Annotated in this window: 17 protein-coding genes and 4 pseudogenes; 13 read left to right on the plus strand and 8 right to left on the minus strand. The window is 66.5% G+C overall.

The window, feature by feature from the left end; all coding sequences use genetic code 11:
• Window positions 1–204 (plus strand): hypothetical protein (locus BAY1663_RS24830; protein ID WP_218186686.1); only part of this gene is annotated, 204 nt, incomplete at its 5' end.
• An 82-nt stretch (window positions 205–286) separates the two neighbouring features.
• On the opposite strand, the gene BAY1663_RS17565 is transcribed toward BAY1663_RS24830, so the two are convergent.
• From BAY1663_RS17565 to BAY1663_RS17580, 4 genes are all read right to left on the minus strand, one after another.
• The gene (locus tag BAY1663_RS17565; RefSeq protein ID WP_037043204.1) at window positions 287–739 is read right to left on the minus strand and encodes a PA2169 family four-helix-bundle protein; all 453 of its coding nucleotides are present in this window, start codon (window positions 737–739) and stop codon (window positions 287–289) included.
• 142 nt (window positions 740–881) lie between these two features.
• Window positions 882–2,063: an EAL domain-containing protein gene (locus BAY1663_RS17570; protein ID WP_371257632.1), complete on the minus strand. Its 1,182-nt coding sequence runs from the start codon at window positions 2,061–2,063 to the stop codon at window positions 882–884.
• A 182-nt stretch (window positions 2,064–2,245) separates the two neighbouring features.
• On the minus strand, window positions 2,246–3,073 hold the full coding sequence (locus BAY1663_RS17575; protein WP_037043206.1) for an exodeoxyribonuclease III: 828 nt from the start codon (window positions 3,071–3,073) through the stop codon (window positions 2,246–2,248).
• 202 nt (window positions 3,074–3,275) lie between these two features.
• The gene (locus BAY1663_RS17580) at window positions 3,276–4,184 is read right to left on the minus strand and encodes a LysR family transcriptional regulator (protein WP_037043208.1); all 909 of its coding nucleotides are present in this window, start codon (window positions 4,182–4,184) and stop codon (window positions 3,276–3,278) included.
• Window positions 4,185–4,298: 114 nt separating this feature from the next.
• On the opposite strand from BAY1663_RS17580, the gene gcl reads away from it, so the two are divergent.
• The 5 genes and pseudogenes from gcl to pyk all read left to right on the plus strand — a co-directional run bounded on the left by gcl (window position 4,299) and on the right by pyk (window position 11,070).
• The gene (gene gcl, locus BAY1663_RS17585; protein ID WP_037043210.1) at window positions 4,299–6,080 is read left to right on the plus strand and encodes a glyoxylate carboligase; all 1,782 of its coding nucleotides are present in this window, start codon (window positions 4,299–4,301) and stop codon (window positions 6,078–6,080) included.
• 173 nt (window positions 6,081–6,253) lie between these two features.
• Entirely contained in the window at window positions 6,254–7,036 is a 783-nt protein-coding gene (gene hyi / locus BAY1663_RS17590; RefSeq protein ID WP_020308776.1) for a hydroxypyruvate isomerase, read from the plus strand.
• 72 nt (window positions 7,037–7,108) lie between these two features.
• Complete coding sequence (locus tag BAY1663_RS17595) at window positions 7,109–7,999, plus strand: 2-hydroxy-3-oxopropionate reductase (protein ID WP_014597456.1); 891 nt, start codon at window positions 7,109–7,111, stop codon at window positions 7,997–7,999.
• Window positions 8,000–8,327: 328 nt separating this feature from the next.
• Window positions 8,328–9,598, plus strand: a pseudogene (locus tag BAY1663_RS17600) (glycerate kinase).
• Window positions 9,599–9,654: 56 nt separating this feature from the next.
• On the plus strand, window positions 9,655–11,070 hold the full coding sequence (pyk, locus tag BAY1663_RS17605; protein WP_037043213.1) for a pyruvate kinase: 1,416 nt from the start codon (window positions 9,655–9,657) through the stop codon (window positions 11,068–11,070).
• Between the two features lie 81 nt (window positions 11,071–11,151).
• On the opposite strand, the gene BAY1663_RS17610 is transcribed toward pyk, so the two are convergent.
• The gene (locus tag BAY1663_RS17610) at window positions 11,152–11,376 is read right to left on the minus strand and encodes a DUF2188 domain-containing protein (protein ID WP_037043216.1); all 225 of its coding nucleotides are present in this window, start codon (window positions 11,374–11,376) and stop codon (window positions 11,152–11,154) included.
• Window positions 11,377–11,628: 252 nt separating this feature from the next.
• Here BAY1663_RS17610 and hmpA point away from each other — a divergent pair, with 252 nt between their 5' ends.
• The 4 genes and pseudogenes from hmpA to pncB all read left to right on the plus strand — a co-directional run bounded on the left by hmpA (window position 11,629) and on the right by pncB (window position 15,112).
• The gene (gene hmpA, locus BAY1663_RS17615) at window positions 11,629–12,807 is read left to right on the plus strand and encodes an NO-inducible flavohemoprotein (protein ID WP_037043219.1); all 1,179 of its coding nucleotides are present in this window, start codon (window positions 11,629–11,631) and stop codon (window positions 12,805–12,807) included.
• Between the two features lie 57 nt (window positions 12,808–12,864).
• On the plus strand, window positions 12,865–13,098 hold the full coding sequence (locus BAY1663_RS17620) for a hypothetical protein (RefSeq protein WP_037043221.1): 234 nt from the start codon (window positions 12,865–12,867) through the stop codon (window positions 13,096–13,098).
• Window positions 13,099–13,443: 345 nt separating this feature from the next.
• Window positions 13,444–13,596: pseudogene (locus BAY1663_RS17625) on the plus strand (general stress protein); the annotation flags it as partial.
• Between the two features lie 304 nt (window positions 13,597–13,900).
• Window positions 13,901–15,112: a nicotinate phosphoribosyltransferase gene (gene pncB, locus BAY1663_RS17630; RefSeq protein WP_037043225.1), complete on the plus strand. Its 1,212-nt coding sequence runs from the start codon at window positions 13,901–13,903 to the stop codon at window positions 15,110–15,112.
• On the opposite strand, the gene BAY1663_RS17635 is transcribed toward pncB, so the two are convergent.
• Window positions 15,109–16,296 carry a diguanylate cyclase gene (locus tag BAY1663_RS17635; protein ID WP_037043228.1) on the minus strand — a complete coding sequence of 396 codons (1,188 nt, stop codon included), beginning with the start codon at window positions 16,294–16,296 and terminating at the stop codon, window positions 15,109–15,111. The genes pncB and BAY1663_RS17635 overlap by 4 nt on opposite strands.
• Window positions 16,297–16,727: 431 nt before the next feature.
• Here BAY1663_RS17635 and BAY1663_RS17640 point away from each other — a divergent pair.
• Window positions 16,728–18,652, plus strand: a pseudogene (locus BAY1663_RS17640) (autotransporter domain-containing protein).
• A 72-nt stretch (window positions 18,653–18,724) separates the two neighbouring features.
• On the opposite strand, the gene BAY1663_RS17645 reads toward BAY1663_RS17640, so the two are convergent.
• Window positions 18,725–19,618: a hypothetical protein gene (locus tag BAY1663_RS17645; protein ID WP_037043230.1), complete on the minus strand. Its 894-nt coding sequence runs from the start codon at window positions 19,616–19,618 to the stop codon at window positions 18,725–18,727.
• A gap of 361 nt (window positions 19,619–19,979) precedes the next feature.
• Between BAY1663_RS17645 and BAY1663_RS17650 the strand changes: the two genes are divergently transcribed.
• The gene (locus tag BAY1663_RS17650) at window positions 19,980–20,255 is read left to right on the plus strand and encodes a hypothetical protein (RefSeq protein WP_037043233.1); all 276 of its coding nucleotides are present in this window, start codon (window positions 19,980–19,982) and stop codon (window positions 20,253–20,255) included.
• Window positions 20,256–20,274: 19 nt separating this feature from the next.
• On the opposite strand, the pseudogene BAY1663_RS17655 reads toward BAY1663_RS17650, so the two are convergent.
• A pseudogene (locus BAY1663_RS17655) lies at window positions 20,275–21,164 on the minus strand (LysR family transcriptional regulator ArgP).
• A gap of 107 nt (window positions 21,165–21,271) precedes the next feature.
• Between BAY1663_RS17655 and BAY1663_RS17660 the strand changes: the two are divergent.
• Window positions 21,272–21,868, plus strand: a complete 597-nt coding sequence (locus BAY1663_RS17660; protein WP_164838469.1) for a LysE/ArgO family amino acid transporter — start codon at window positions 21,272–21,274, stop codon at window positions 21,866–21,868.
• Window positions 21,869–21,910 lie beyond the last annotated feature (42 nt).

The following is a 21,910-nucleotide window of genomic DNA, read 5'->3' on the forward strand; positions in this document are numbered from 1 at the left end:
CCATGGATGGCCCTTGTAAGCCGACCCCTGGAGCGGCGATGGAGAGAACGGACCCGGAGCGAAGCGCAGGGCCGGATGCAGGGGCAAGACTTTGGTTCCTTTTGGGGCGACTGCCAAAAGGAACTCGCCCAGCAGGGCGAAACCAAGTATTCAAGCAGCTCGATAAACGCCAGTGAAAGCAAAACTTTCATTCAACACACCTAACTTGCCAGTCCGGTGCCAAGCACCCATATCCCCATGAAATGTGAAAAAACGCCAGCCGGCGCCTTGGCCGGCCGGCGCAGGGTCAGCCGCGCGCCCGTGCCGCATCGCGTAGCGCCTTGACCTGATCATGGTTACGCAGCACCCCCTGATACTGCCGCTCGACGATGGTGCGCACCTCCGCCGGCAGGTCCTTCTCCAGCGCCTTGCGGTAGCTTCTCACCGCCACATCCTCGCCACGCTCGCATTCGTTGAGGATCGCCTCGTCGTCCTTGCCGGTGATCATCGACTTGAGGTCGACCCAGCGCCGGTGCATGTCACCAGCCACGCTGGTGCTGGTTTCCGGGGCGCCACCCAGGGTGCGCACCAGTTGCTGCAGCTCGGTCGCCGCGGTGGCACAGTCGCGCGCGCGCTGGTTCATGATGCTCTTGAGCTGCGGCTCGCGCAGGTCCTCGGCACATTCCATGAAGCCCTTCTCACCATCCTTGCTGGTCTCGATCAGATCGTTCAGTACGGAAATCGTATCTTTCGTATCCATTTCTCTCTCCTGCGGGACCGATTGAAATGGCCGGAATGATCGCGGCCTGCTTTCAAAATCGACTGCCCCGCAAGAACAAAGGTTCAGCGCAACCGCCCGGAGGCAACCGGCCTGCAGGCCACCTTCGCGCAAAAGGCGGTGCTCAGCGGCGCAGTTGCTCGAGCGGCGCCGGCCGGCCGAGCAGATAGCCCTGCGCCTTGTTGACCTGCAGCCGGCGCAGCACCGCGAGTTCGGCCTCGGTTTCGACACCTTCGGCCACCACCTTGCAGCCGGTCTCCTCGGCGAAGCGGATCAGCGCAGCGGCCAGCGCCCGGCAATCGGCGTCACTGTCGAGGTTGTGGATGAGGCTGCCGTCGAGTTTGATCACGTCCGGCTTGAGCCTGAGGATGTGGCGAAAGCTGGCATAGCCGGCGCCAGCGTCGTCCACCGCCAGGCGCAGCCCCCGCTCGCGCAAGGGGCGCAACACATCGGCCATGAGCGTGTAATCCGGAACCGAGGCATGCTCGGTCACCTCCAGCATCAGCCGGTCCAGCGGCTGCCCGCCGAGAACCTGGTCCAGACCTCCGGCCAGAATCGTGTCGGGCGACACGTTGAGCGAGAGGTAGCTGTCCGCCGGCAGGTGCCTGAGCCCCTGCAGAGCCGCCTCGATCAGCGCGACTTCCAGTTCCTGCTGAAGCCCGACCAGGCCCGCCTCGGCGAACCACTGGTCAGGGGAGCGCTGCGGCACCGCGCGAAAGCGCGCCAGCGCCTCATGGCCGACCACACGCCCCTCCCCCACATGGACGATGGGCTGGTAGACCACCGCGTAGGCGCGCTCGGCCAGGACCGAACGGATCCGTGCCTGCATCTCGTCACGTCCGCGCTCGCGCCTGACTTGGTATTCGAGCAGGCGGCCGGCGAAACCGGCGAACAACCGCAGGGTGTTCAGGTCCCGCTCGTTGAGGCTGCCGTCAGGCTGCGTGCTGAAACAGCAGAAGGTGCCGTAGAGTCTGCCGTCGCTGAAACGGATCGGCACGCTGAGGTGCGCGCCCACCGGCAGCGCGCGGGTCACCGGCAGCAGCAGGGCCTCGGCCAGCTGCGAGGCGTCGTTGATCAGCTCCGGCAGGCGGCCATCGACAATACGCTGGCAGTAGCTGTCTTCGAGCGGGCCGGCGTCACCGGCGCTGATCGTCACACGCTCGGTACGGCCATCGACATAGCGGAATATCCGCTCCTCGCCACTGAACTCGGCGATGAAGGCCACCTCCATGCCGAGATGGGTCCGTACCGAATGCAGGGCCTCGCAGAGCATCCCGCCAAGGGACAGGTCCTGCGTCTCCAGCATCTCCAGGAGAGGAAGCGATTGCGGCCCGCATTGCGCAGCCAGCGCGGAATCGATTTGCCTGAGCATCCGTACCTCCTGCCGAAAGCCTAGTGCACGCCCGGGCAACCGCACGGGCGCCGATTTCCCCACCTTAGAAGGCCGCCGACGAAACCGCCAGCGGCCGGCGAGGCGCGCTGGCGGGACTATTTGGCCGGTGCTCGCCGCCGCTTGGCGGCCGGGCCATCGGGTGGCGCGGCCAGCTCGATCCAGGCCGGGGCGTGATCGCTGGCATGCTCCTGGTCGCGCACCCAGCGGTCGACGCCCGCGTCCCGCAGACGCGGTGCCAGGTCGGGGCTGAGCAGCAGGTGGTCGATACGCAGGCCGGAGTTCTTCGGCCAGTGCTGACGGAAGTAATCCCAGAAGGTATAGATCCGCGCCTGCGGGTGCTGCGCGCGCAACGCATCGGTCCAGCCCTGGGCGAGCAGGCGCCGGTAGCCGTCGCGGCTTTCCGGCTGCAGCAGCGCATCCTTCAGCCAGGAGCGCGTGTTGTAGATGTCTTCGTCGGTCGGCACCACGTTGTAGTCGCCGGCCAGCACCACCGGGTGGCCGCTGTCGAGCAGGCCGCGGGCGTGCACGATCAGCCGCTCGAACCAGGCCAGCTTGTAGTCGAACTTCGGCCCCGGCTGCGGGTTGCCGTTGGGCAGGTAGAGGCTGGCGACGACGATGCCATGAGCCGCCGCTTCCAGATAACGGCTGTGGCTGTCGTCCGGATCGCCGGGCAGGCCGCGGCGAATCTCCAGCGGATCGCCACCACGGGCCAGGATCGCCACGCCGTTCCAGGATTTCTGCCCATGCCAGAGCGCGCCGTAGCCGGCACCGCGAATGGCGTCGATGGGGAAATCGGCATCGGCGGCCTTCAACTCCTGCAGGCACGCCACCTCGGGCTGTTCGCGCTCGAGCCATTCGAGCAGGTTCGGCAGGCGCGCACGGATACCGTTGATGTTGAAGGTGGCGATTTTCAGCGTGTCCACGGCAGGCCTCGCGACGAGAAGGCGAGTTTGAGGGTAGCAGCTGTTCTGACCGCACCAGCGTGCGGAGGTGCTCGCGAGCGACGCAGCTCGGAGTGACGTAGGTTGGGTTGAGCGCCGCGAAGCCCAACGGGCACAACATCAGGCAGCGCTTGCGTGCGATGTTGGGCTTCGCCGCTACGCAGCTCAACCCAACCTACATATCTCAACGCACCTCCCAGTACCCCGGCGCGTTGTAGATGGCCTTCAGGTAGTCGATGAAGAAGCGCACCTTGGCCGGCAGGTAGCGCTGCTGCGGGTATACCGCCTGGATGTCGTAGGCCGGCAGGGCGTACTCGTCGAGCACCGTCACCAGTTCGCCGCGCTTGAGCTCGGCCTGGATCTCCCAGGTCGAACGCCAGCCGATCCCGAGGCCCTGCTTGACCCAGTCGAACAGCAGCTCGCCATCGTTGCAGTCCAGGTTGCCGGCCACGCGGATCGCCACCTGCTTGCCATCGCGCAGGAAGGTCCAGCCGCGCTGCTGGCCGCCCTGCAGGTTGAACGCCAGGCAGTTGTGCCGCGCCAGCTCCTCCAGCGTCTGCGGCGTGCCGTGGGTGGCGAAGTACTCCGGTGCGCCGCAGACCACCCGCCGGTTGGGGAACAGCTTGAGCGCCACGTAGTTGGGGTCGGTGACCTCGCCGATACGGATGCCCATGTCGTAGCCGTGGCGCACCAGGTCGACCACGCTGTCGGTGAAGTTGAACGACAGCTGCAGGTCCGGATAGCGCGCCTGGAACGCCGGCGCGTGCGGGCCGATGTGCCGGCGGCCGAACGCCGCCGGCGCCGAGACCACCAGGTGGCCGCGCACCGAGGTGCGGTCGTGGCTGATGCTGGCATCCACCTCGTCGAACTCCTTGAGCAGCGCCCGCGCCCGCTCCAGGTACTGCTCGCCCAGGTCGGTCAGCGACAGCCCGCGGGTGGAGCGGTGCATCAGCTTCACCCCCAGGTGCCGCTCCAGCGCATCCAGGCGCCGGCCCATCACCACCGGGGTGACGTTTTCCTGATGCGCGGCGGCGGCGAAGCTGCCGCAGTCGGCCACCAGCACGAAGCTGCGCAGGGTCGTATAGCGGTCCATTCGATACTCCTGATATCGACAGAACTGAAGTCTCGGCCAATTCCGCCATGGAATCCAGGCCGGCATGCTTGGGCCACCTACAAAAACTATCGGATCCCTCGAGGAGGAAGAACCATGGCCCGCATGAGAGCAATCGATGCCGCCGTCGCGGTAATGCGCAAGGAAGGCATCGACACCGCCTTCGGCATTCCCGGCGCGGCGATCAACCCGCTGTATTCCGCCCTGCGGGCCGACGGCGGCATCCGCCACATCCTCGCCCGCCACGTCGAGGGCGCCTCGCACATGGCCGAGGGCTATACCCGAGCCCGGCCTGGCAACATCGGCGTGTGCATCGGCACTTCGGGCCCGGCCGGCACCGACATGATCACCGGCCTGTACTCCGCCTCGGCCGATTCCATCCCGATCCTCTGCATCACCGGCCAGGCGCCGCGTGCCCGCCTGCACAAGGAAGACTTCCAGGCCGTGGACATCGAGTCCATCGCCAAGCCGGTCACCAAGTGGGCGGTCACCGTACTCGAGCCGGCACTGGTCCCGCGCGTGTTCCAGCAGGCCTTCCACGTGATGCGCTCCGGCCGCCCCGGCCCGGTGCTGATCGACCTGCCGTTCGACGTGCAGATGGCCGAGATCGAGTTCGACGTCGACACCTACGAGCCGCTGCCGGTCTATAAGCCGGCGGCAACCCGCAAGCAGATCGAGAAAGCCATCGACATGCTCTGCGCCGCCGAGCGCCCGCTGATCGTCGCCGGTGGCGGCATCTACAACGCCGCGGCCGAGGCCTTGCTGGTGGAATTCGCCGAGACCGTGGGCGTGCCGGTGATCCCGACGCTGATGGGCTGGGGCTCGATCCCCGACGACCATCCGCTGATGGCCGGCATGTGCGGGCTGCAGACCAGCCACCGCTACGGCAACGCGACCCTGCTCGAATCCGACTTCGTGCTCGGCATCGGCAACCGCTGGGCCAACCGTCACACCGGCTCCGTGGAGACCTATACCAAGGGCCGCACCTTCGTCCACGTCGACATCGAGCCGACCCAGATCGGTCGGGTATTCGCGCCGGACTACGGCATCGTCTCCGATGCCCGCGCCGCACTGGAGCTGTTCGTCGACGTGGCCAAGGCGCGCAAGGCCGAAGGGCGTCTGCCGGATCGCCGCGCCTGGGCCGCCGACTGCCTGGAACGCAAGCGCACGATGTTGCGCAAGACCAACTTCGACAGCGTGCCGATGAAGCCGCAGCGCGTGTACCAGTGCATGAACAACGCCTTCGGCAAGGACACCTGCTACGTCAGCACCATCGGCCTGTCGCAGATCGCCGCCGCGCAGTTCCTGCACGTCTACCAGCCGCGCCACTGGATCAACTGCGGCCAGGCCGGTCCGCTCGGCTGGACCATTCCGGCGGCGCTCGGTGTGGTTGCCGCGGACCCGACCCGCAAGGTGGTGGCGCTGTCCGGCGACTACGACTTCCAGTTCATGATCGAGGAACTGGCCGTCGGTGCGCAGTTCAAGCTGCCCTACCTGCACATCCTGGTGAACAACGCCTACCTCGGGCTGATCCGCCAGGCGCAGCGCGGCTTCGACATGGATTACTGCGTGCAGCTGGGCTTCGAGAACATCAATGCCGACCAGAGCGGCATGGAAGGCTACGGCGTCGATCACGTCGCGGTGGTCGAGGGCCTGGGCTGCAAGGCGCTGCGCGTGTTCAAGCAGGAAGACCTGCGCCCGGCCATCGAGCAGGCCCAGGCCTGGATGGCCGAACACCGCGTGCCGGTGGTGATCGAGGTGATCCTCGAGCGGGTGACCAACATCGCCATGGGCACCGAGATCGACGCGATCAACGAGTTCGAGGCGCTGGCCGCAGGCCGGGAAGATGCCCCGACCGCGGTTGGATTGCTGGACTGATTCAACCGTAACCAGACGCGTGGAAGACGCTTCGCGGCCCTCCATCCTACGAACACTTCGGACCGTAGGGTGGATATCGCGAAGCATATCCACCGCAAACGCAACACCCCGGGTGGCCACCACACCACCGCAATGCGAAACCGAATGTGATCCCTACAGATCAGGAGAAAACCATGCCCCGCTTTGCCGCCAACCTGTCGATGCTGTTCACCGAGCAGGACTTTATGGACCGCTTCGCCGCTGCCGCCCAGGCCGGCTTTTCCGGTGTCGAGTACCTGTTCCCCTATGACTTCCCTGCCGAGCAGATCAAGGCTCAGCTGGATGCCAACAAGCTGACCCAGGTGCTGTTCAACCTGCCGGCCGGTGACTGGGCCGGCGGCGAGCGTGGCATCGCCATCCTGCCGGAGCGGGTCGAGGAGTTCCGCGCCGGCGTGGACAAGGCCATCGCCTACGCCAAGGTGCTGGGCAACACCCAGGTCAACTGCCTGGCCGGCATCGCCCCGCGTGGCGCCGATCTCGGCCAGCTGGAAATCACCTTTATCGAAAACCTGCGCTACGCCGCGCAGAAGCTCGAGGAGGCCGGCATCCGCCTGGTGATGGAGATGATCAACACCCGCGACATTCCGCGCTTCTTCCTCAACAACACCTCCCAGGCGCAGGAGATCCGCGGCAAGGTCGGTCACGCCAACCTGTTCCTGCAGTACGACATCTACCACATGCAGATCATGGAGGGAGACCTGGCGCGCACCATCGAGAACAACCTGGCCGCGATCAACCATATCCAGCTGGCGGACAACCCCGGACGCAACGAGCCAGGCACCGGCGAGATCAACTATCGCTTCCTGTTCGAGCATCTGGATCGCATCGGCTACCAGGGCTGGGTCGGCTGCGAGTACAAGCCGGCCACTACCACCGAAGCCGGCCTTGGCTGGCTGAAAAGCCACAACGCCATCTGATCAACAGCGCGCCGCCCAGGCAGCAACGCGGGCCGCACAGCGGCCTGCACCACAGAATCGAGGAGAACACTCATGGCTAAAATCGGATTCATCGGCACCGGCATCATGGGCAAGCCCATGGCAATCAACCTGCAGAAGGCCGGCCATCAGATCTTCCTGTCCCAGCACCACGACCAGGCACCGGCCGAACTGACCGAAGCCGGCGCCATCGGCCTGGCCAATCCGCAGGAAGTCGCCCAGGAAGCCGAGTTCATCATCGTCATGGTGCCGGACACCCCGCAGGTCGAAGACGTGCTGTTCCGCGCCGATGGCGTGGCCGCCGGCGTCGGCGCCGGCAAGGTGGTGATCGACATGAGTTCGATCTCCCCCACCGCCACCAAGCAGTTCGCCGAGAAGATCAAGGCCACCGGCGCTGAATACCTCGACGCCCCGGTATCCGGTGGCGAAGTCGGCGCCAAGGCGGCCACCCTGTCGATCATGGTCGGCGGTAGCGAAACGGCCTTCGACCGCGCGCTGCCACTGTTCCAGGCGATGGGCAAGAACATCACCCGCGTCGGCGAGAACGGTGATGGCCAGACTGCCAAGGTGGCCAACCAGATCATCGTCGCGCTGAACATCCAGGCGGTCGCCGAGGCACTGCTGTTCGCCGCACGCAACGGTGCCGACCCGGCCAAGGTGCGCGAGGCGCTGATGGGCGGTTTCGCCGGCTCGAAGATTCTCGAGGTGCACGGCGAGCGCATGATCAAGGGCACCTTCGACCCGGGCTTCCGCATCAGCCTGCACCAGAAGGACCTCAACCTCGCCCTGGCCGGTGCCCGCGAGCTGGGCCTGAACCTGCCCAACACCGCCAATGCCCAGCAGGTGTTCAGCACCTGCGCGGCAATCGGCGGCAGCGGCTGGGACCATTCGGCGCTGATCAAGGGGTTGGAGCACATGGCCAACTTCTCGATCCGCAAGGAGTAAAGCCTTCGAGCACGCTGCAATGGGCCAGCGACCCCACCTTCAGGGACAGACAGACCGGGTGGTGGGTCATCGCAACGCCCGCGCAGCGCCGCTCAAAGGGCCGGGCCAGAGGTGCGTCAGGTCGGAATCATCGCGTCTCCCCACGACCAGCATGACCTGCGCATCTCAGCCCGACCGCCGTCACCAGACGGCACCTTTTCGATTCGCCCGGCACAAGGAGTCACGGCCCGACTGCCGGGCGGGTCGATTTCAATTGCAGACCTTAGCGCTTGCATTGGCGAGCCCTAAGGTCTGGAATCGGTTGCAGACCTCATACAAGGAGCTTCAGATGACCCTCGACCCGCAAGCCCTGCTGCGCCAGTTGTTCGACAGTGCCATCGAGGCCGCCCATCCGCGCCATGTACTCGCCGACCACCTGCCCGAAGACCGCAGCGGCCGAGCCATCGTCATCGGCGCCGGCAAGGCGGCCGCGGCCATGGCAGAAGCCATCGAGAAGGTCTGGGAAGGTGAACTGTCCGGACTGGTGGTGACCCGCTACGAACACCACGCCGACTGCCGGCGTATCGAAGTGGTGGAAGCCGCACACCCGGTCCCGGACGACGCCGGCGAGCGCGTCGCCCGCCGTGTGCTGGAGCTGGTCAGCAACCTCGAGGAAAGCGATCGGGTGATCTTCCTGCTCTCCGGCGGCGGCTCGTCATTGCTGGCATTGCCGGCCGAAGGCATCTCGCTGGCGGACAAGCAGGCGATCAACAAGGCGCTGCTGCGCTCCGGCGCGCACATCGGCGAGATGAACTGCGTGCGCAAGCACCTCTCGGCGATCAAGGGCGGCCGCCTGGCCAGAGCCTGCTGGCCGGCCAGCGTGTACACCTACGCGATCTCCGACGTGCCCGGCGACGAAGCACGGTGATCGCCTCCGGCCCCACCGTCGCCGACCCCACCACGTCGGCCGAGGCGCTGGCGATTCTCGAGCGTTACCACATCGAGGTGCCAGCCAATGTGCGCGCCTGGCTCGAGGATCCGCGCTCGGAAACCCTCAAGCCGGGCGATCCGATGCTCTCGCGCAGCCACTTCCAGCTGATCGCCACGCCGCAGCAGTCCCTCGATGCCGCGGCCCAGGCGGCCCTTGACGCCGGTATCACCCCACTGATCCTCGGTGATCTGGAAGGCGAAGCACGCGAAGTGGCCAAGGTGCATGCCGGCATCGCCCGCCAGGTGGTGCTGCACGGCCAGCCGATCGCCGCGCCCTGCGTGATCCTGTCCGGCGGCGAGACCACCGTCACCGTGCGCGGCAACGGACGCGGCGGGCGCAATGCCGAGTTCCTGCTCGCCCTGACCGAAGCGCTGCAAGGTCTGCCCGGCGTTTACGCCCTGGCCGGCGACACCGATGGCATCGACGGCTCGGAGGACAACGCCGGCGCGCTGATGACCCCGGACAGCTTTGCCCGCGCCGAGGCGCTGGGCCTGCGTGCCGCCGACTCGCTGGCCGACAACGACGGCTATGGCTACTTCGCCGCGCTGGACAGCCTGATCGTCACCGGCCCGACGCGCACTAACGTCAACGACTTTCGCGCCATCCTGATCCTGCCGTCGTCGGATTGACGGCCTCCACCTCGTTCAGGCGCGCATCAGAACAACAACTGCCCCAGAGCCCCGCCATGACACACGACAAGAAGGTCAAGATTCTCGCCACCCTCGGCCCGGCCACCCGCAGCGTCGACGACGTGCGCGCACTGGTCGAGGCCGGCGTGAACCTGTTCCGCCTGAACTTCAGCCACGGCGAGCACAGCGACCACGCCGAGCGCTTCGCCTGGATTCGCCAGGTCGAGCAGGAGCTGAACCAGCCGATCGGCATCCTCATGGACCTGCAGGGGCCCAAGCTCAGAGTCGGCCGTTTCGCCGCCGGCAAGGTCCGCCTTGAGCGTGACCAGGCCTTTCGCCTGGACCTGGACCCGACACCGGGCGACAGCCGGCGCGTGAACCTGCCGCACCCGGAAATCATCGCGGCGCTGGAACCGGGCATGCAGCTGCTGATCGACGATGGTCGCCTGCGCCTGACGGTCGTCGAGCGCCATGCCGACGCCATCGAGACCCGCGTGGTGGCCGGCGGCGAGCTGTCCGACCGCAAGGGCGTGAACGTGCCGGAGGCGGTGCTGGAGCTTTCGCCGCTGACGGCGAAGGACCGCCAGGACCTGACCTTCGGCCTCGAGCTGGGCGTGGATTGGGTGGCGCTGTCGTTCGTGCAACGCCCGCAGGACATCCAGGAGGCGCGCAAGCTGATCGGCGAGCGAGCCTTCCTCATGGCCAAGATCGAAAAGCCTTCCGCGGTGCAGCACCTGCGCGAGATCGCCAGGCTGTCCGACGCGATCATGGTGGCGCGTGGCGACCTGGGCGTGGAGGTACCGCCGGAAAACGTGCCGCGCATCCAGAAGAACATCGTGCGCATCTGCCGCCAGCTCGGCCGCCCGGTGGTGGTTGCGACGCAGATGCTCGAATCCATGCGCTTCGCCCCGGCCCCGACCCGTGCGGAAGTCACCGACGTGGCCAACGCTGTGGCCGAGGGTGCGGACGCGGTGATGCTGTCGGCGGAAACCGCCTCCGGCGACTACCCACTGGAGGCGGTGAGCATGATGAGCAAGATCATCCGCCAGGTGGAAAGCGGCCCGGACTACCAGGCCCAGCTCGACGTGCACCGGCCGAGCGCCGAGGCCACCCTGCCGGACGCCATCAGCTGCGCGATCCGCCGCATCTGCGCCATCCTGCCGGTGGCGGTGCTGGTCAACTACACCGAGTCCGGGCGCTCCAGCCTGCGTGCCTCGCGCGAGCGCCCGGCGACGCCGATCCTCAGCCTGACGCCGAGCCCCGCCACCGCACGCAAGCTGACCGTCGCCTGGGGCGTGTATTCGGTGATCGACGCGCCCATGCGCGACATGGAGCAGGTCTGCCTCAACGCGCTGGAACTGGCCCGCGCCCAGGGCATGGCCGGCAGCGGCGACACCGTGCTGGTCACCGCCGGAGTGCCGCTCGGCCAGCCGGGCACGACCAACTCGCTGCGCATCGAAATCCTCGACTGACGCCGGCCGGGCGCCCGCCCGGTTTCCCGGAGGAAGCGCGTGCAGGAGCGCGCCATGCGCGCGAGCCCCGGACCACGGGGCTCAACCACGGGTCGCCAGCGGGTCCTGTTCCTGCGGGTAGAGGTGTTCTTCCTCGATGCGCCCGTCGTCGCCATGCACCCTCACCGAGGCCGTGCGCAGTTTCATGTAGTCGCGGGTTTCGTCGAGGATGTCCTGCCGGGTCGATGTTTCGATCAGTGCGCGCTTGTCGCCTTCTTCGCGTAGCACCCAGCGATCGTCCTCGTGGGTGATGTGATAGATCTCCATGGCAGCCTCTGCGGTTGATGACGGTTCTTATATAGAGGCCAGGGCCAGCACCGAGGTTCGGCTCCTCGCGCAAGGTAAATTCCACCACAAAGGGTTCCGATAACCGCGCAGCAGCCGGGTCGTTTCGACCCTTGCCTTCACGCAAACCTTGATTTCAGACAATTCCAGACCTGGAACGCTTATTGAAACAGCTCAGGCAGAGCCGGCCCGCACGCCCTGCGACCGGACATTTCCCAGCAAGAGGAAAACCCTGTGCTTTGCGCTGAACAACGAGACCTGATCAAGGCCACCGTACCGCTGCTCGAAAGCGGCGGCGAAGCCCTGACCACCCACTTCTACAACCTGATGCTCGGCGAGCACCCCGAGGTGCGCCCGCTGTTCAACCAGGCTCACCAGGCCAGCGGCGAGCAACCGCGCGCGCTGGCCAACGGCGTGCTGATGTATGCCCGGCACATCGACCGGCTCGAGGCCCTCGGCCCGCTGGTTGGCCAGGTCATCAACAAGCACGTCGCGCTGCAGGTCCTGCCCGAGCATTACCCGATCGTCGGCCGTTGCCTGCTGCGGGCCATCCGCGAGGTGCTGGGCGAGGAGATCGCCACCGACGCGGTGATCGACGCCTGGGCCGCCGCCTACCAGCAGCTGGCCGACATCCTCATCGATGCCGAGGAGCGCCTCTACCAGGCCAGCGCCGCCGCTCCCGGTGGCTGGCGCGGGACCCGGCGCTTTCGCATCGCGCGCAAGGTCGCCGAGAGCGAGGAGATTGCCTCGTTCCATCTGCAGCCGGAAGACGGCGGACCGTTGATGACCTTCCTGCCGGGCCAGTACATCGGCCTGCGCCTGCAGCTCGATGACGAGGAAGTGCGCCGCAACTATTCGCTGTCCGCCGCCGGCAACGGCAGCGAATACCGCATCAGCGTCAAGCGCGAGCCCGGCGGGCGCGTCTCCAATGCGCTGCATGGCATGAGCGAAGGCGACAGCCTGGAACTGTTCGCCCCGGCCGGCGAGTTCGTCCTGCAGCCGAGCGACAAGCCGCTGGTGCTGATCAGCGGCGGCGTCGGCATCACCCCGACCCTGGCGATGCTCGAACAGGCGCTGAAGACTTCGCGCCCGGTGCATTTCATCCACTGCGCCCGCAATGCCGGCGTGCACGCCTTCCGCCATGCGGTGGATGCCCTCGCCGAACGCCACGCGCAACTCAAGCGCTTCTATTGCTACGAAGAGCACCTCGCGGCGGACGCCGCGCCCGACGCGGTCGGACGCCTGACCGAGCAGCGCCTGGCCGAGTGGCTGCCGGCCGACCGGGACCTGGATGCCTATTTCCTCGGCCCCAGGCCCTTCATGGCCGCAGTCAAACGCCAGCTGAAGGCCCTGGGCGTGCCGGAGCGACAGACCCGCTACGAGTTCTTCGGCCCGGCCTCGGCCCTCGAGTGACCCGCTTCCGGCCCGCGCGATGCGGGCCGGCTTCACCTCGCCCCACGGAGGTTAACCATGTTCCGGCATCATCCCGCCCCGCAACACCTGCTGAAGATGGCCAACGCGCTGATGCTCGGCGGCCTGCTGCTGTTGCTGCTCGGCGTCAGCGGCGCCTATTTCTTCGATCGCCATCTGGCACTGGGCACGCTGGTCGCCTCGCATGCACTGGTCATCCTCGGCCCCACGGCGCTGAAGATCGGCTATGTGATGCGTCTGCTCGCCCAGCGCCAGCAGGCGCTCACTGCCTGAGCTCCGGCAACCAGTGGCCTGTGCGGTTACAAGGCGCTGTGACGAGGAGCGGCAACGCCGTATCGGGGCCCGGAGCGCCGAAACCGACTAACCGAACTGACCAAACAGGCACTGGCCCATATCCGGAAGTTGCCTGCGCAAAGTTGTACCGTTTCGCTTGTAATTCCACCGAGCCATAGTCCTACATGGCATGGGGAAAACCATTCGTCTGCACTTGGAATCCTGGCGAAACTCCTACAGCGTTCCCTCCTCTGACACATAGAAGGCTGATTGACCTCTCTCTTTCAGCCCTGTGTGAAAGTCTCTATCCATTGAGGAGAAAAAGACATGGCAAGCAACAACCCCGGCAACTTCGCCAACGATCGAGAGAAAGCTTCCGAAGCAGGCCGCAAGGGCGGCCACAACAGCGGTGGCAACTTCGCCAACGACCGTGAGAAAGCCTCCGAAGCAGGCCGCAAAGGCGGTCAGAGCAGCCACGGCGGCGGCCGCAGCAGCTAATTACGGGCGGCAGTAAAAGAAAGGGGTGGGAACTACGGTTCCCACCCTTCTTTTTCATATAAGAAAAAACGGAAAGTTACCGAGCACTTATGAAAACGCATATAAAAACTATCGACGCGCCATTAAATGCATGGCAAACATAGAGTTCACGGCAGCCCGCACAAACAGCCCACATAAAAAGCCACGACATAAAAGCACAGACTGCGCAAACATTATTACCGGCGGATAAACGCACCGCCCGTAGACGACCAACGGCGACTTTCCCGTATGATCATGGGCCAACCTTCGATCCAGGAGTCGCCGGATGAGCAGCAGCGCATTCTCCGAACGGATCGTCCAGAGTCTGCTGGACACCGATTTCTACAAGCTCACCATGATGCAGGCGGTGCTGCATCACTACCCCAACGCCGAGGTGGAGTGGGCCTTCCGTAGCCGCTCGGGGGAAAACCTGGCGCCCTACCTGGACGACATCCGCCAGCAGATCGAGGCGCTTGCCGACCTGCGGATGACGCCGGACGAACTGGCGTTCCTCGAACGAATTCCCTACATGCAGCCGGACTTCATCCGCTTCCTCGGCCTGTTTCGCTTCGACCTGCGCTACCTGCGCGTGGAGGTCGAAGGCGGCGAGCTGGTGATCCATCTGCGCGGCCCCTGGCTCCACGTGATCCTGTTCGAGGTGCCGCTGCTGGCGACCATCAGCGAGGTACGCAACCGCGCACGCTACCCGACGGTCAGCCTGGAGCAGGCGCACGACCGGCTGGAGGAAAAATTCGCCTGGCTGCGCCAGCAGGCCAGCGCCGAGGAACTGGCCACCTTCACCCTGGCGGATTTCGGCACCCGACGACGGTTCTCCTTCGCCGTCCAGCAGATGATCGTCGCGCAGCTGCAACAGGGTTTTCCCGGCCGGTTCGTCGGCACCAGCAACGTCCACCTGGCGCGCACCCTGGGGGTCAGGCCGATGGGTACCATGGCCCACGAATGGATCATGGCGCACCAGCAGCTCGGCCCGCGGCTGATCGACAGCCAGATCGCCGCGCTGGACTGCTGGGTGCGCGAGTACCGCGGCGCGCTGGGCATCGCCCTGACCGACTGCATCACCATGGACGCGTTCCTGCGCGATTTCGACCTGTTCTTCGCCAAGCTCTTCGATGGCCTGCGCCACGATTCCGGCGACCCGCTCGAATGGGCGGAGAAGGCCATCGCGCATTACCAGCACCTGGGCATCGACCCGATGACACGCCAGCTGGTGTTCTCCGACGGCCTGGACTTCGCCTCGGCATTGCACATCCACCGTGCGCTGGCCGGCCGCAGCAATGCCAGTTTCGGCATCGGCACCGGCCTGACCTGCGACATCCCGGGAGTGGAGCCGACCAACATGGTCATCAAGATGACCGCCTGCAACGGCCAGCCGGTGGCGAAGATCTCCGACTCGCCGGGCAAGACCATGTGCCGCGACGAAGCCTTCGTCAGCTACCTCAGGTACGTCTTCGACCTGAACGGCCGAGCCGGCGGCTAGCTATCGGCGCGGTTCTCGGCGTGCTCGCCGTTCGAAGCCGCGCACAGGCGATTGCGGCCTTCGGTCTTGGCCCTATACATGCGCTGGTCGGCCAGTTCGAGCAGTTCGCGGAAGTCGCCGGTCTGGTCGGCGCGACGCTCCGCCAGGCCTATGCTGGCGGTCAGCGCCATGCCGTCCGGGCGCATGCCCAGCCCCTGCCCGACGATACGCTGCAGCGCCTGGTGCGCCTGCGCCATGTCGGTGTCCGGCATGATCAGCAGGAATTCCTCGCCGCCCCAGCGCAGCAGGCTGTCCGAGCCGCGCAGGGTGCCCACCAGGCGGCCGGCGGCCTCGCGCAGCACACGGTCACCGGCTTCGTGGCCATGGCTGTCGTTGATCGACTTGAAGTGATCGAGATCGATGAATGCCAGCGCCAGCGCGCCATCGTTGCGCTGCGCCGAGTCCCATTGCAGGCGGAGGATTTCCTCGCCGCTGCCACGGGAGAATATGCCGGTGAGCGGGTCGCGGATGGCCTGGCGCACCAGAGCGATCATGAATGCCAGCTGGCTCATGCTGGCCAGGCTGGCGACGCCGGCGATCAGGATCAGCAGCCAGAAGGCGCCGGCGAACGACGGCCAGTTCAGGGTCGCCCAGCTCAGATAGCCGGCCAGCGCCTGCGCCAGCAACAGCAGGCAGGCCAGCACCAGGTTTTCCACCAGCGTCAGCGGGAAGATGGTCAGCCCCGCCATCAGCACGAACGGCAGGAAGGCGTAGCCGGCACCGACCACCGCGGAAAATTGCGCCAGCTGGTAGCTGCCGAGCAAGGTGTGCGAGGCGATGTAGAAGATGGTCGGGATGGCGAACAGGATCGCGATGGCCCGATAGGCGTCCAGCAGGTTGCCGCTCGGTCGGTAGAACAGCAGCAGGCAGGTGAATGCCAGGCAGGCCATCATCCGGAACCCGGCCAGCGCCAGCCACAACGGCGTCTCGAAGACCATCAGATCGATCAGGCTCCACAGCGGGGTCAGCACTGCGAAGAGGAAGGCGAACAGCCGTACGCGATTGACGATCAGCGTCGCGCGGCGTTGGCACAGCAGCAGGGAATGGCGCCGGGGCGCCAGCAGGTGGCGCAACTCGTTGGGCTTAAGCTCGCTGGGCAGCAGCGTGGTCAATCGGTTGCGCAGCAGATCGATGAGCGATGGCATTTTATTGTTGTCCACTCGATGAGGGATTGGTTCTTCGCACAGCGACATGCAGCCTGCAAGCGCAGCTGCCGATGGCTGGGCACTTCAAATCCGTTTCAAGGCAAGGCAAAGAGTCGTCCCGGTTCCGCGCCGCGGCCGACGGCGCGAAAGTCAGCGCGAGCGATACTAATCAGCCATATGGCTACGACTGTTGAGCCAGGACAAGGAACACCCCCTATCTGAACGGATAGGTAACAAAATGCTTCGCCGCGGCTCGCACATCCAACCCGCGGCGCGGTCGAAGCAAGGCGCCACTCATACTTAAGAGCGAGCGGCCTCGCGCTGGAGAAATCGCCCTTTCGAGGGCTTATGAACCTGGACGGCAGCCGCTAGCGTGGCCGAGTCGCCCGAGCAGGCGACGTATCCACAAGAACAACAATAAGGAGATACCCGTGCAAAGCGCTCTCAAGCCGCTTGCGGCAGCCATGCTGCTCGCCTGCGCCCCCGCCATGGCCACCGCCGACTCCGGCCCGTTCAGCCAGTTCGTCAATTTCGGCGACTCGCTGAGCGATGCCGGCAACTACCCCGACCAGTTCAGTCCGCTTGCCAACGGCACACCCACCGGCGGCCTGCGCTTCACCAACCGTACCGGCCCGACCTATGCCGCCGGCAATGTGGAATATGCCGGCCAGGTGGCCACGCAGCTGCTCGCCAGCCAGCTGGGGCTGCAGTCGCTGCCATCGACACCGGTCCTGCCCGAGCCGCTGACCGGCAATCCGGACGGCACCAACTACGCAGTCGGCGGTTACCGCTCCGACCAGATTCTCGATTCGCTGACCGGCACCTCGACCGTGCCCGGCTTCAGCCGCACACGCCCCGGCTACCTGGTGGAGAACCCCAGGGTCGACCCGAATGCCCTCTTCTACCTGAACGGCGGCGCCAACGATATCTTCCAGCTCGCCAGCAACCCGGTCACCATGGCCCAGGCGGCGGGCAATATGGTGGCGGCCGTGGCGGCGCTGCAGGCGGCCGGCGCGCGCTATATCGTCATCTCGGACCTGCCGGACGTCGGCACCACGCCGCTGGGCAACAGCCTGCCGGGCCTGGGCGCGATGCTCAACGGTCTGAGTGACCAGTTCAATGCCGAATTGTCCGCCCAGTTGCAGGCCCAGGGCGGCAACTACGTGCTGCTCAACAACCGCCTGTTGCTGAGCGAGGTGCGTGCCGATCTGGCCGGCTTCGGTTTCGACCCGGCCGTGCCGCAGACCTCGGTGTGCTTCGATCCCGGCCCGGATGCCGCCGCGCCCGACTGCCTGGAAGACCCGACCTACGGCATCAACAGCGCCACCCCGGACCCGAGCCGGCTGCTGTTCAACGACGGCGTGCACCCGACCACCGCAGTCCACCAGATCAGCGCCGACTACATGTATTCGATCCTCTCCGCGCCCTGGGAAATCTCGCTGCTGCCGGAAATGGGACGTTCCGCATTGCGCGCGCACCTGCGCCAGCTCGACGACGAACTGGCGGCCCAGCGCGGCAACTGGCAGGAGATCGGCAGCTGGCGTGCCTTCGTCCAGGGCGGCTACCGGCGCCCCGAGTACGACGGCTACGGTGGCGGCGACGGCCACAGCCCGAGCCTGGCGGTGGGCGCCACCCGGCGGATCAGCGAGGCCTGGCTGGCCGGGCTCAGCCTCGGCCTGGCGGAAAACACGCTGGAACTGGGACGGGCCGACTCCGAGTACGAGATGCGCAGTTACCTGGCCACGGCTTTCGCCCGCTACGAGCAGCAGCGCCTGTTCGCCGACATCAGCCTCAGCGCCGGTTACCTGGACTATCACGACCTCAAGCGCACGTTCGCCCTCGGCATCACCGAGCGCGCGGAAAAGGGCGATACCGAAGGCACGCTCTGGGGCGTCGCGGCAAAGACCGGCTTCAACCTGATGCAGGTGGGCGAGCGGCTGCAGTTCGGCCCCTTCATCGGTGCCAGCTACCAGAAGGTCGAGGTCGACGGCTACAGCGAGAAGGGCGCACGCTCCACGGCGCTGACCTACCACGACCAGGAGCTCGACTCGTTGCGCCTGTCGCTCGGCCTGTTCGGCGACTACGCGCTGAGCGAGCGCACGCGGCTATTCGGCGAGGTGGCGCGGGAAGTGGAGCGTGAGGACGACGAACGCGAGGACCTGCGCATGTCCCTCAACAGCGTGCCGGGCAACAGCTTCGAGCTGCCGGGAGCGGTCCCGACCGGCGACCAGACACGCTTCAGCGTCGGCCTGGCGCACCAACTGGCGCCGGGGCTGGCGGTGCGCGCCAACTATCACTACCAGGCACCGACAACCGCGACCACGGGCTCGGCCTGTCCCTGGCCTGGGACCTGTAGCGGGGAATGGCGTCACTCGGGCCGCTGGCGCGGATTGTCCCAGCGGCCCTTGCCAAGCGCGCCTTGCGCGTTCTAGCGCGCGTCGATCTGCCCCTGCAGGTTGGCGATCTGCCCCTGCATGGCATTGATGGTGCGGGTGACCTGGGCGCGGAAGGAATCGAATTCCGCGGTATTGCTGCTCGGCGCCGGGCGGTTGTCCAGTTCGCTGCGCAGGACCAGGATGTCCTGCTCGAGACGGCTGATCGCCTGGCTCTGGTTGCCGCCCTGCTTGAGCGCCGCAACGTCCTTGCTCAAGCTGTCGACCCGCCCGGCCAGCTTGCCCTGCTCGTCCAGCGCGGACTTCAGCGCTGCCTGTTCGCTGCCCAGCGCCTTGAGGTTGTCGGCCAGGGTCGCGGCGGCGCCCTGTTGCCCCTGCAGGTCGGCGCCCAGGCGCTCCAGGCGTTTGCCATGGTCTTCCAGGCTGCGGTCCTGGTTGCCCTGCCGGCCGGCCAGGCTCTGCTGCTCGGTGGCGAAGGCCTGCTGCTTGCGGGCGAGTTCCGTGGCCTGCTGCTCCAGCTGCTTGATCCGCAGCTTCACCGCCTCGCTTTCGGTGGTCACGTTGGATTCGTTCGCCACCACCTTGCCGGAAATATCCTGCAGTTGCCCGGCAGCATCCTCGCTGATGCGCGCGAAGCTTTCCTGGGTGGCGACCAGCTGCATTTCCAGCATGGCGATCTTCTGATAGCTCCACCAGCCCAGCGCGCCGAGGCTGATCAGCAGCGCCAGCACCATCACCCACAGCGGGGCCGTGCTCGCCTTGCCGCCGCTGCCGGGGCGGCGCTTCTGCCGGGAGCGGCCATCGTCGTCCCGCTCGGCCGCGCCCCTGGGCAACGGCTCGAGATCCGGTGCCGGGTAGGGCTCCACACGGTCGCGACCTGCGGTCAGGCTGGGGATGTTTTCCAGTTCGTCGTGAGCATCGTTGCGCATGGTTTACCTTCAATGGCGCGGAGCAAGAAACAACGCGCAGTATAACGATTCGAATGACGGGCATCAGCGGCGATCGCCTGCCCGGCCGGATGCACCGGGCTAGAGCAGCGCGCCGCCTGGATCGCGCATTGCGGTGCACTTTTTCCTGCCGCGGGAGGCGAACCGGACATGCCGGCATCGCCCCCTGCCATGCCGGGCAGCCGGGCTGCACGCCGCGGCAATCGGCCGCCTCGGCCGCCATTCCCGCAGGCGGAATGCCGCTCAGCGCGGACTTGGTACATCCCTTGCTAAGTTGGTTCCGCCAACGGATAGACATTTCCAACAGGGATGTTGGGCCCTAAGGGCAATCGAGGAATACTTCATGGAGCTGAACAAGGCGGTTATCGACTGCATGCGCAGCCTGCGTCGCAGACTTCGCGATGAACAGCAACTGGACATCCACCTCAACCAGCCGGACGCCATCACGGCAATGCTTGCCGGCTGCATGCGCTCCAACGACGAGCTGACCCGCGACCTGGGCCGCCAGCTCGCCGCCTTCAGCGACCAGATCCCCGAACCGCCGCCTTCCCCGCCGCGCAGTAGCGCCAACAGCGGGCCCAGCGTGCGGATCTATCGAGGCCAGCGGGTACTCGCCTGAGGCCTGCGCGGGCAGTCGTTCATTCGGCCACCAGCCAGACCCCGGCGCAACGCACCAGATGCCGGGTCAGTTCGTCCAGCAACGCGCCACCGTTACGCCAGTGGTGCCAGTAGAGCGGCACATCGATAGGCGGTCCCGACAGCACATCGACCAGTTCGCCGCGCGCGAGTTCGCCGCGCACCTGCAATTGCGGCACCAGCCCCCAGCCGAGACCGCTCTGCAGCATGCGCACGAAGCCCTCGGATGAGGGCACAGGTGATGGACGAACGTCTCGGTACCCCCGACCGCGGCCATGTAGCGATGCTGCAGACGGTCGTCCGGCCCGAAGACGATGGCCGGCACCCGCGCCAGATCCTCGGCCGCCGCCTGCCGCGGCAGGTATCGCTCGATGAAGGCCGGGCTCGCCAGCGCGCGGTAGCGCATCGCCCCCAGGTACTGGCTGCGCGCCCCCGCCACTGGCCGCTCGGCGGCGCAGACGCAGCCCGCCACTTCCCCGGCGCGCATGCGCTTGAGGCCGACCGCCTGGTCCTCCACCACATGCTCGAGCAGTACCCGATGGTCGGCGCAGAACGGCGCCACCGCACCAGCCCACCAGGTCGCCAGACTGTCCGCGTTCAAGGCGATGCGCAGGCGCTCCGGCAGGCGATTGTCGTCCAGCGCCGGCACCTGGCCCTGCAGGTCGCGTTCGAGCAGGCGCACCTGCTGCACATGATTGAGCAGGCGCTGGCCCAGCGCGGTTGGCCGGGGCGGTGTACCCCGCAGCAGGACCGGCTGGCCGACACGCGCCTCGAGCAGCTTGACCCGCTGCGACACCGCCGATTGCGAGAGCCCCAGCGTCTGCGCCGCGCGCTCGAAGCCGGCCTGCTCGACGACTGCAGCAAGCGCCGCCAGCAGTTTGTAATCGAACATCAGTTTTCCTAATGCCAGTTAACCAAGATTCGTTTCTCTTATAGCGCAGCAGCCCCCAGACTCGCCAGCATTGCAAATACGACACAAGGCGAGCGGACATGACGGCCATCTGGCAAAGCTATATCAACGGACTCCTGGTGGCGGCTGGCCTGATCATGGCCATCGGTGCGCAGAACGCCTTCGTCCTCGCCCAGAGCCTGCGCCGCGAGCACCATCTGCCGGTCGCGGCCCTGTGCATCCTCTGCGACGTGCTGCTGGTCAGTCTCGGCGTCTTCGGCCTGGCCGCCGTGCTGGCGAGCAACCCGTTGCTGCTGGAAGTCACCCGCTGGGGCGGCGCGGCGTTTCTGCTCTGGTACGGCGTACTCGCGCTCCGGCGCGCCGCCCGGCCGCAGAGCCTGCAGGGCGGCAACGCCGCGCCACGCTCGCGCCGCGCCGTGCTGCTCGCGGCCCTGGCGGTGACCCTGCTCAACCCGCATGTCTACCTCGACACGGTGGTGCTGATCGGCTCGCTCGGGGCGCAGCAACCGGAGCCGGGCGCCTACACCCTCGGCGCCGCCAGCGCCTCGACCCTGTGGTTCCTGGCACTGGCGCTCGGCGGTGCCTGGCTGGCGCCCTGGCTGGCGCGGCCGCTGACCTGGCGCCTGATCGACCTCGGCGTCGCGGCGATGATGTTCGCCATCGCCGCGCAGCTGATCGCCGGCTGAGGCGAGCCGTCGCCATTTTCATGGGGGACAGGCTGCTTGATA

The sequence above is a fragment of the Pseudomonas sp. BAY1663 genome, from assembly GCF_000582595.1.
GTDB classification, from domain to species: Bacteria; Pseudomonadota; Gammaproteobacteria; order Pseudomonadales; family Pseudomonadaceae; genus Stutzerimonas; species Stutzerimonas stutzeri_AF.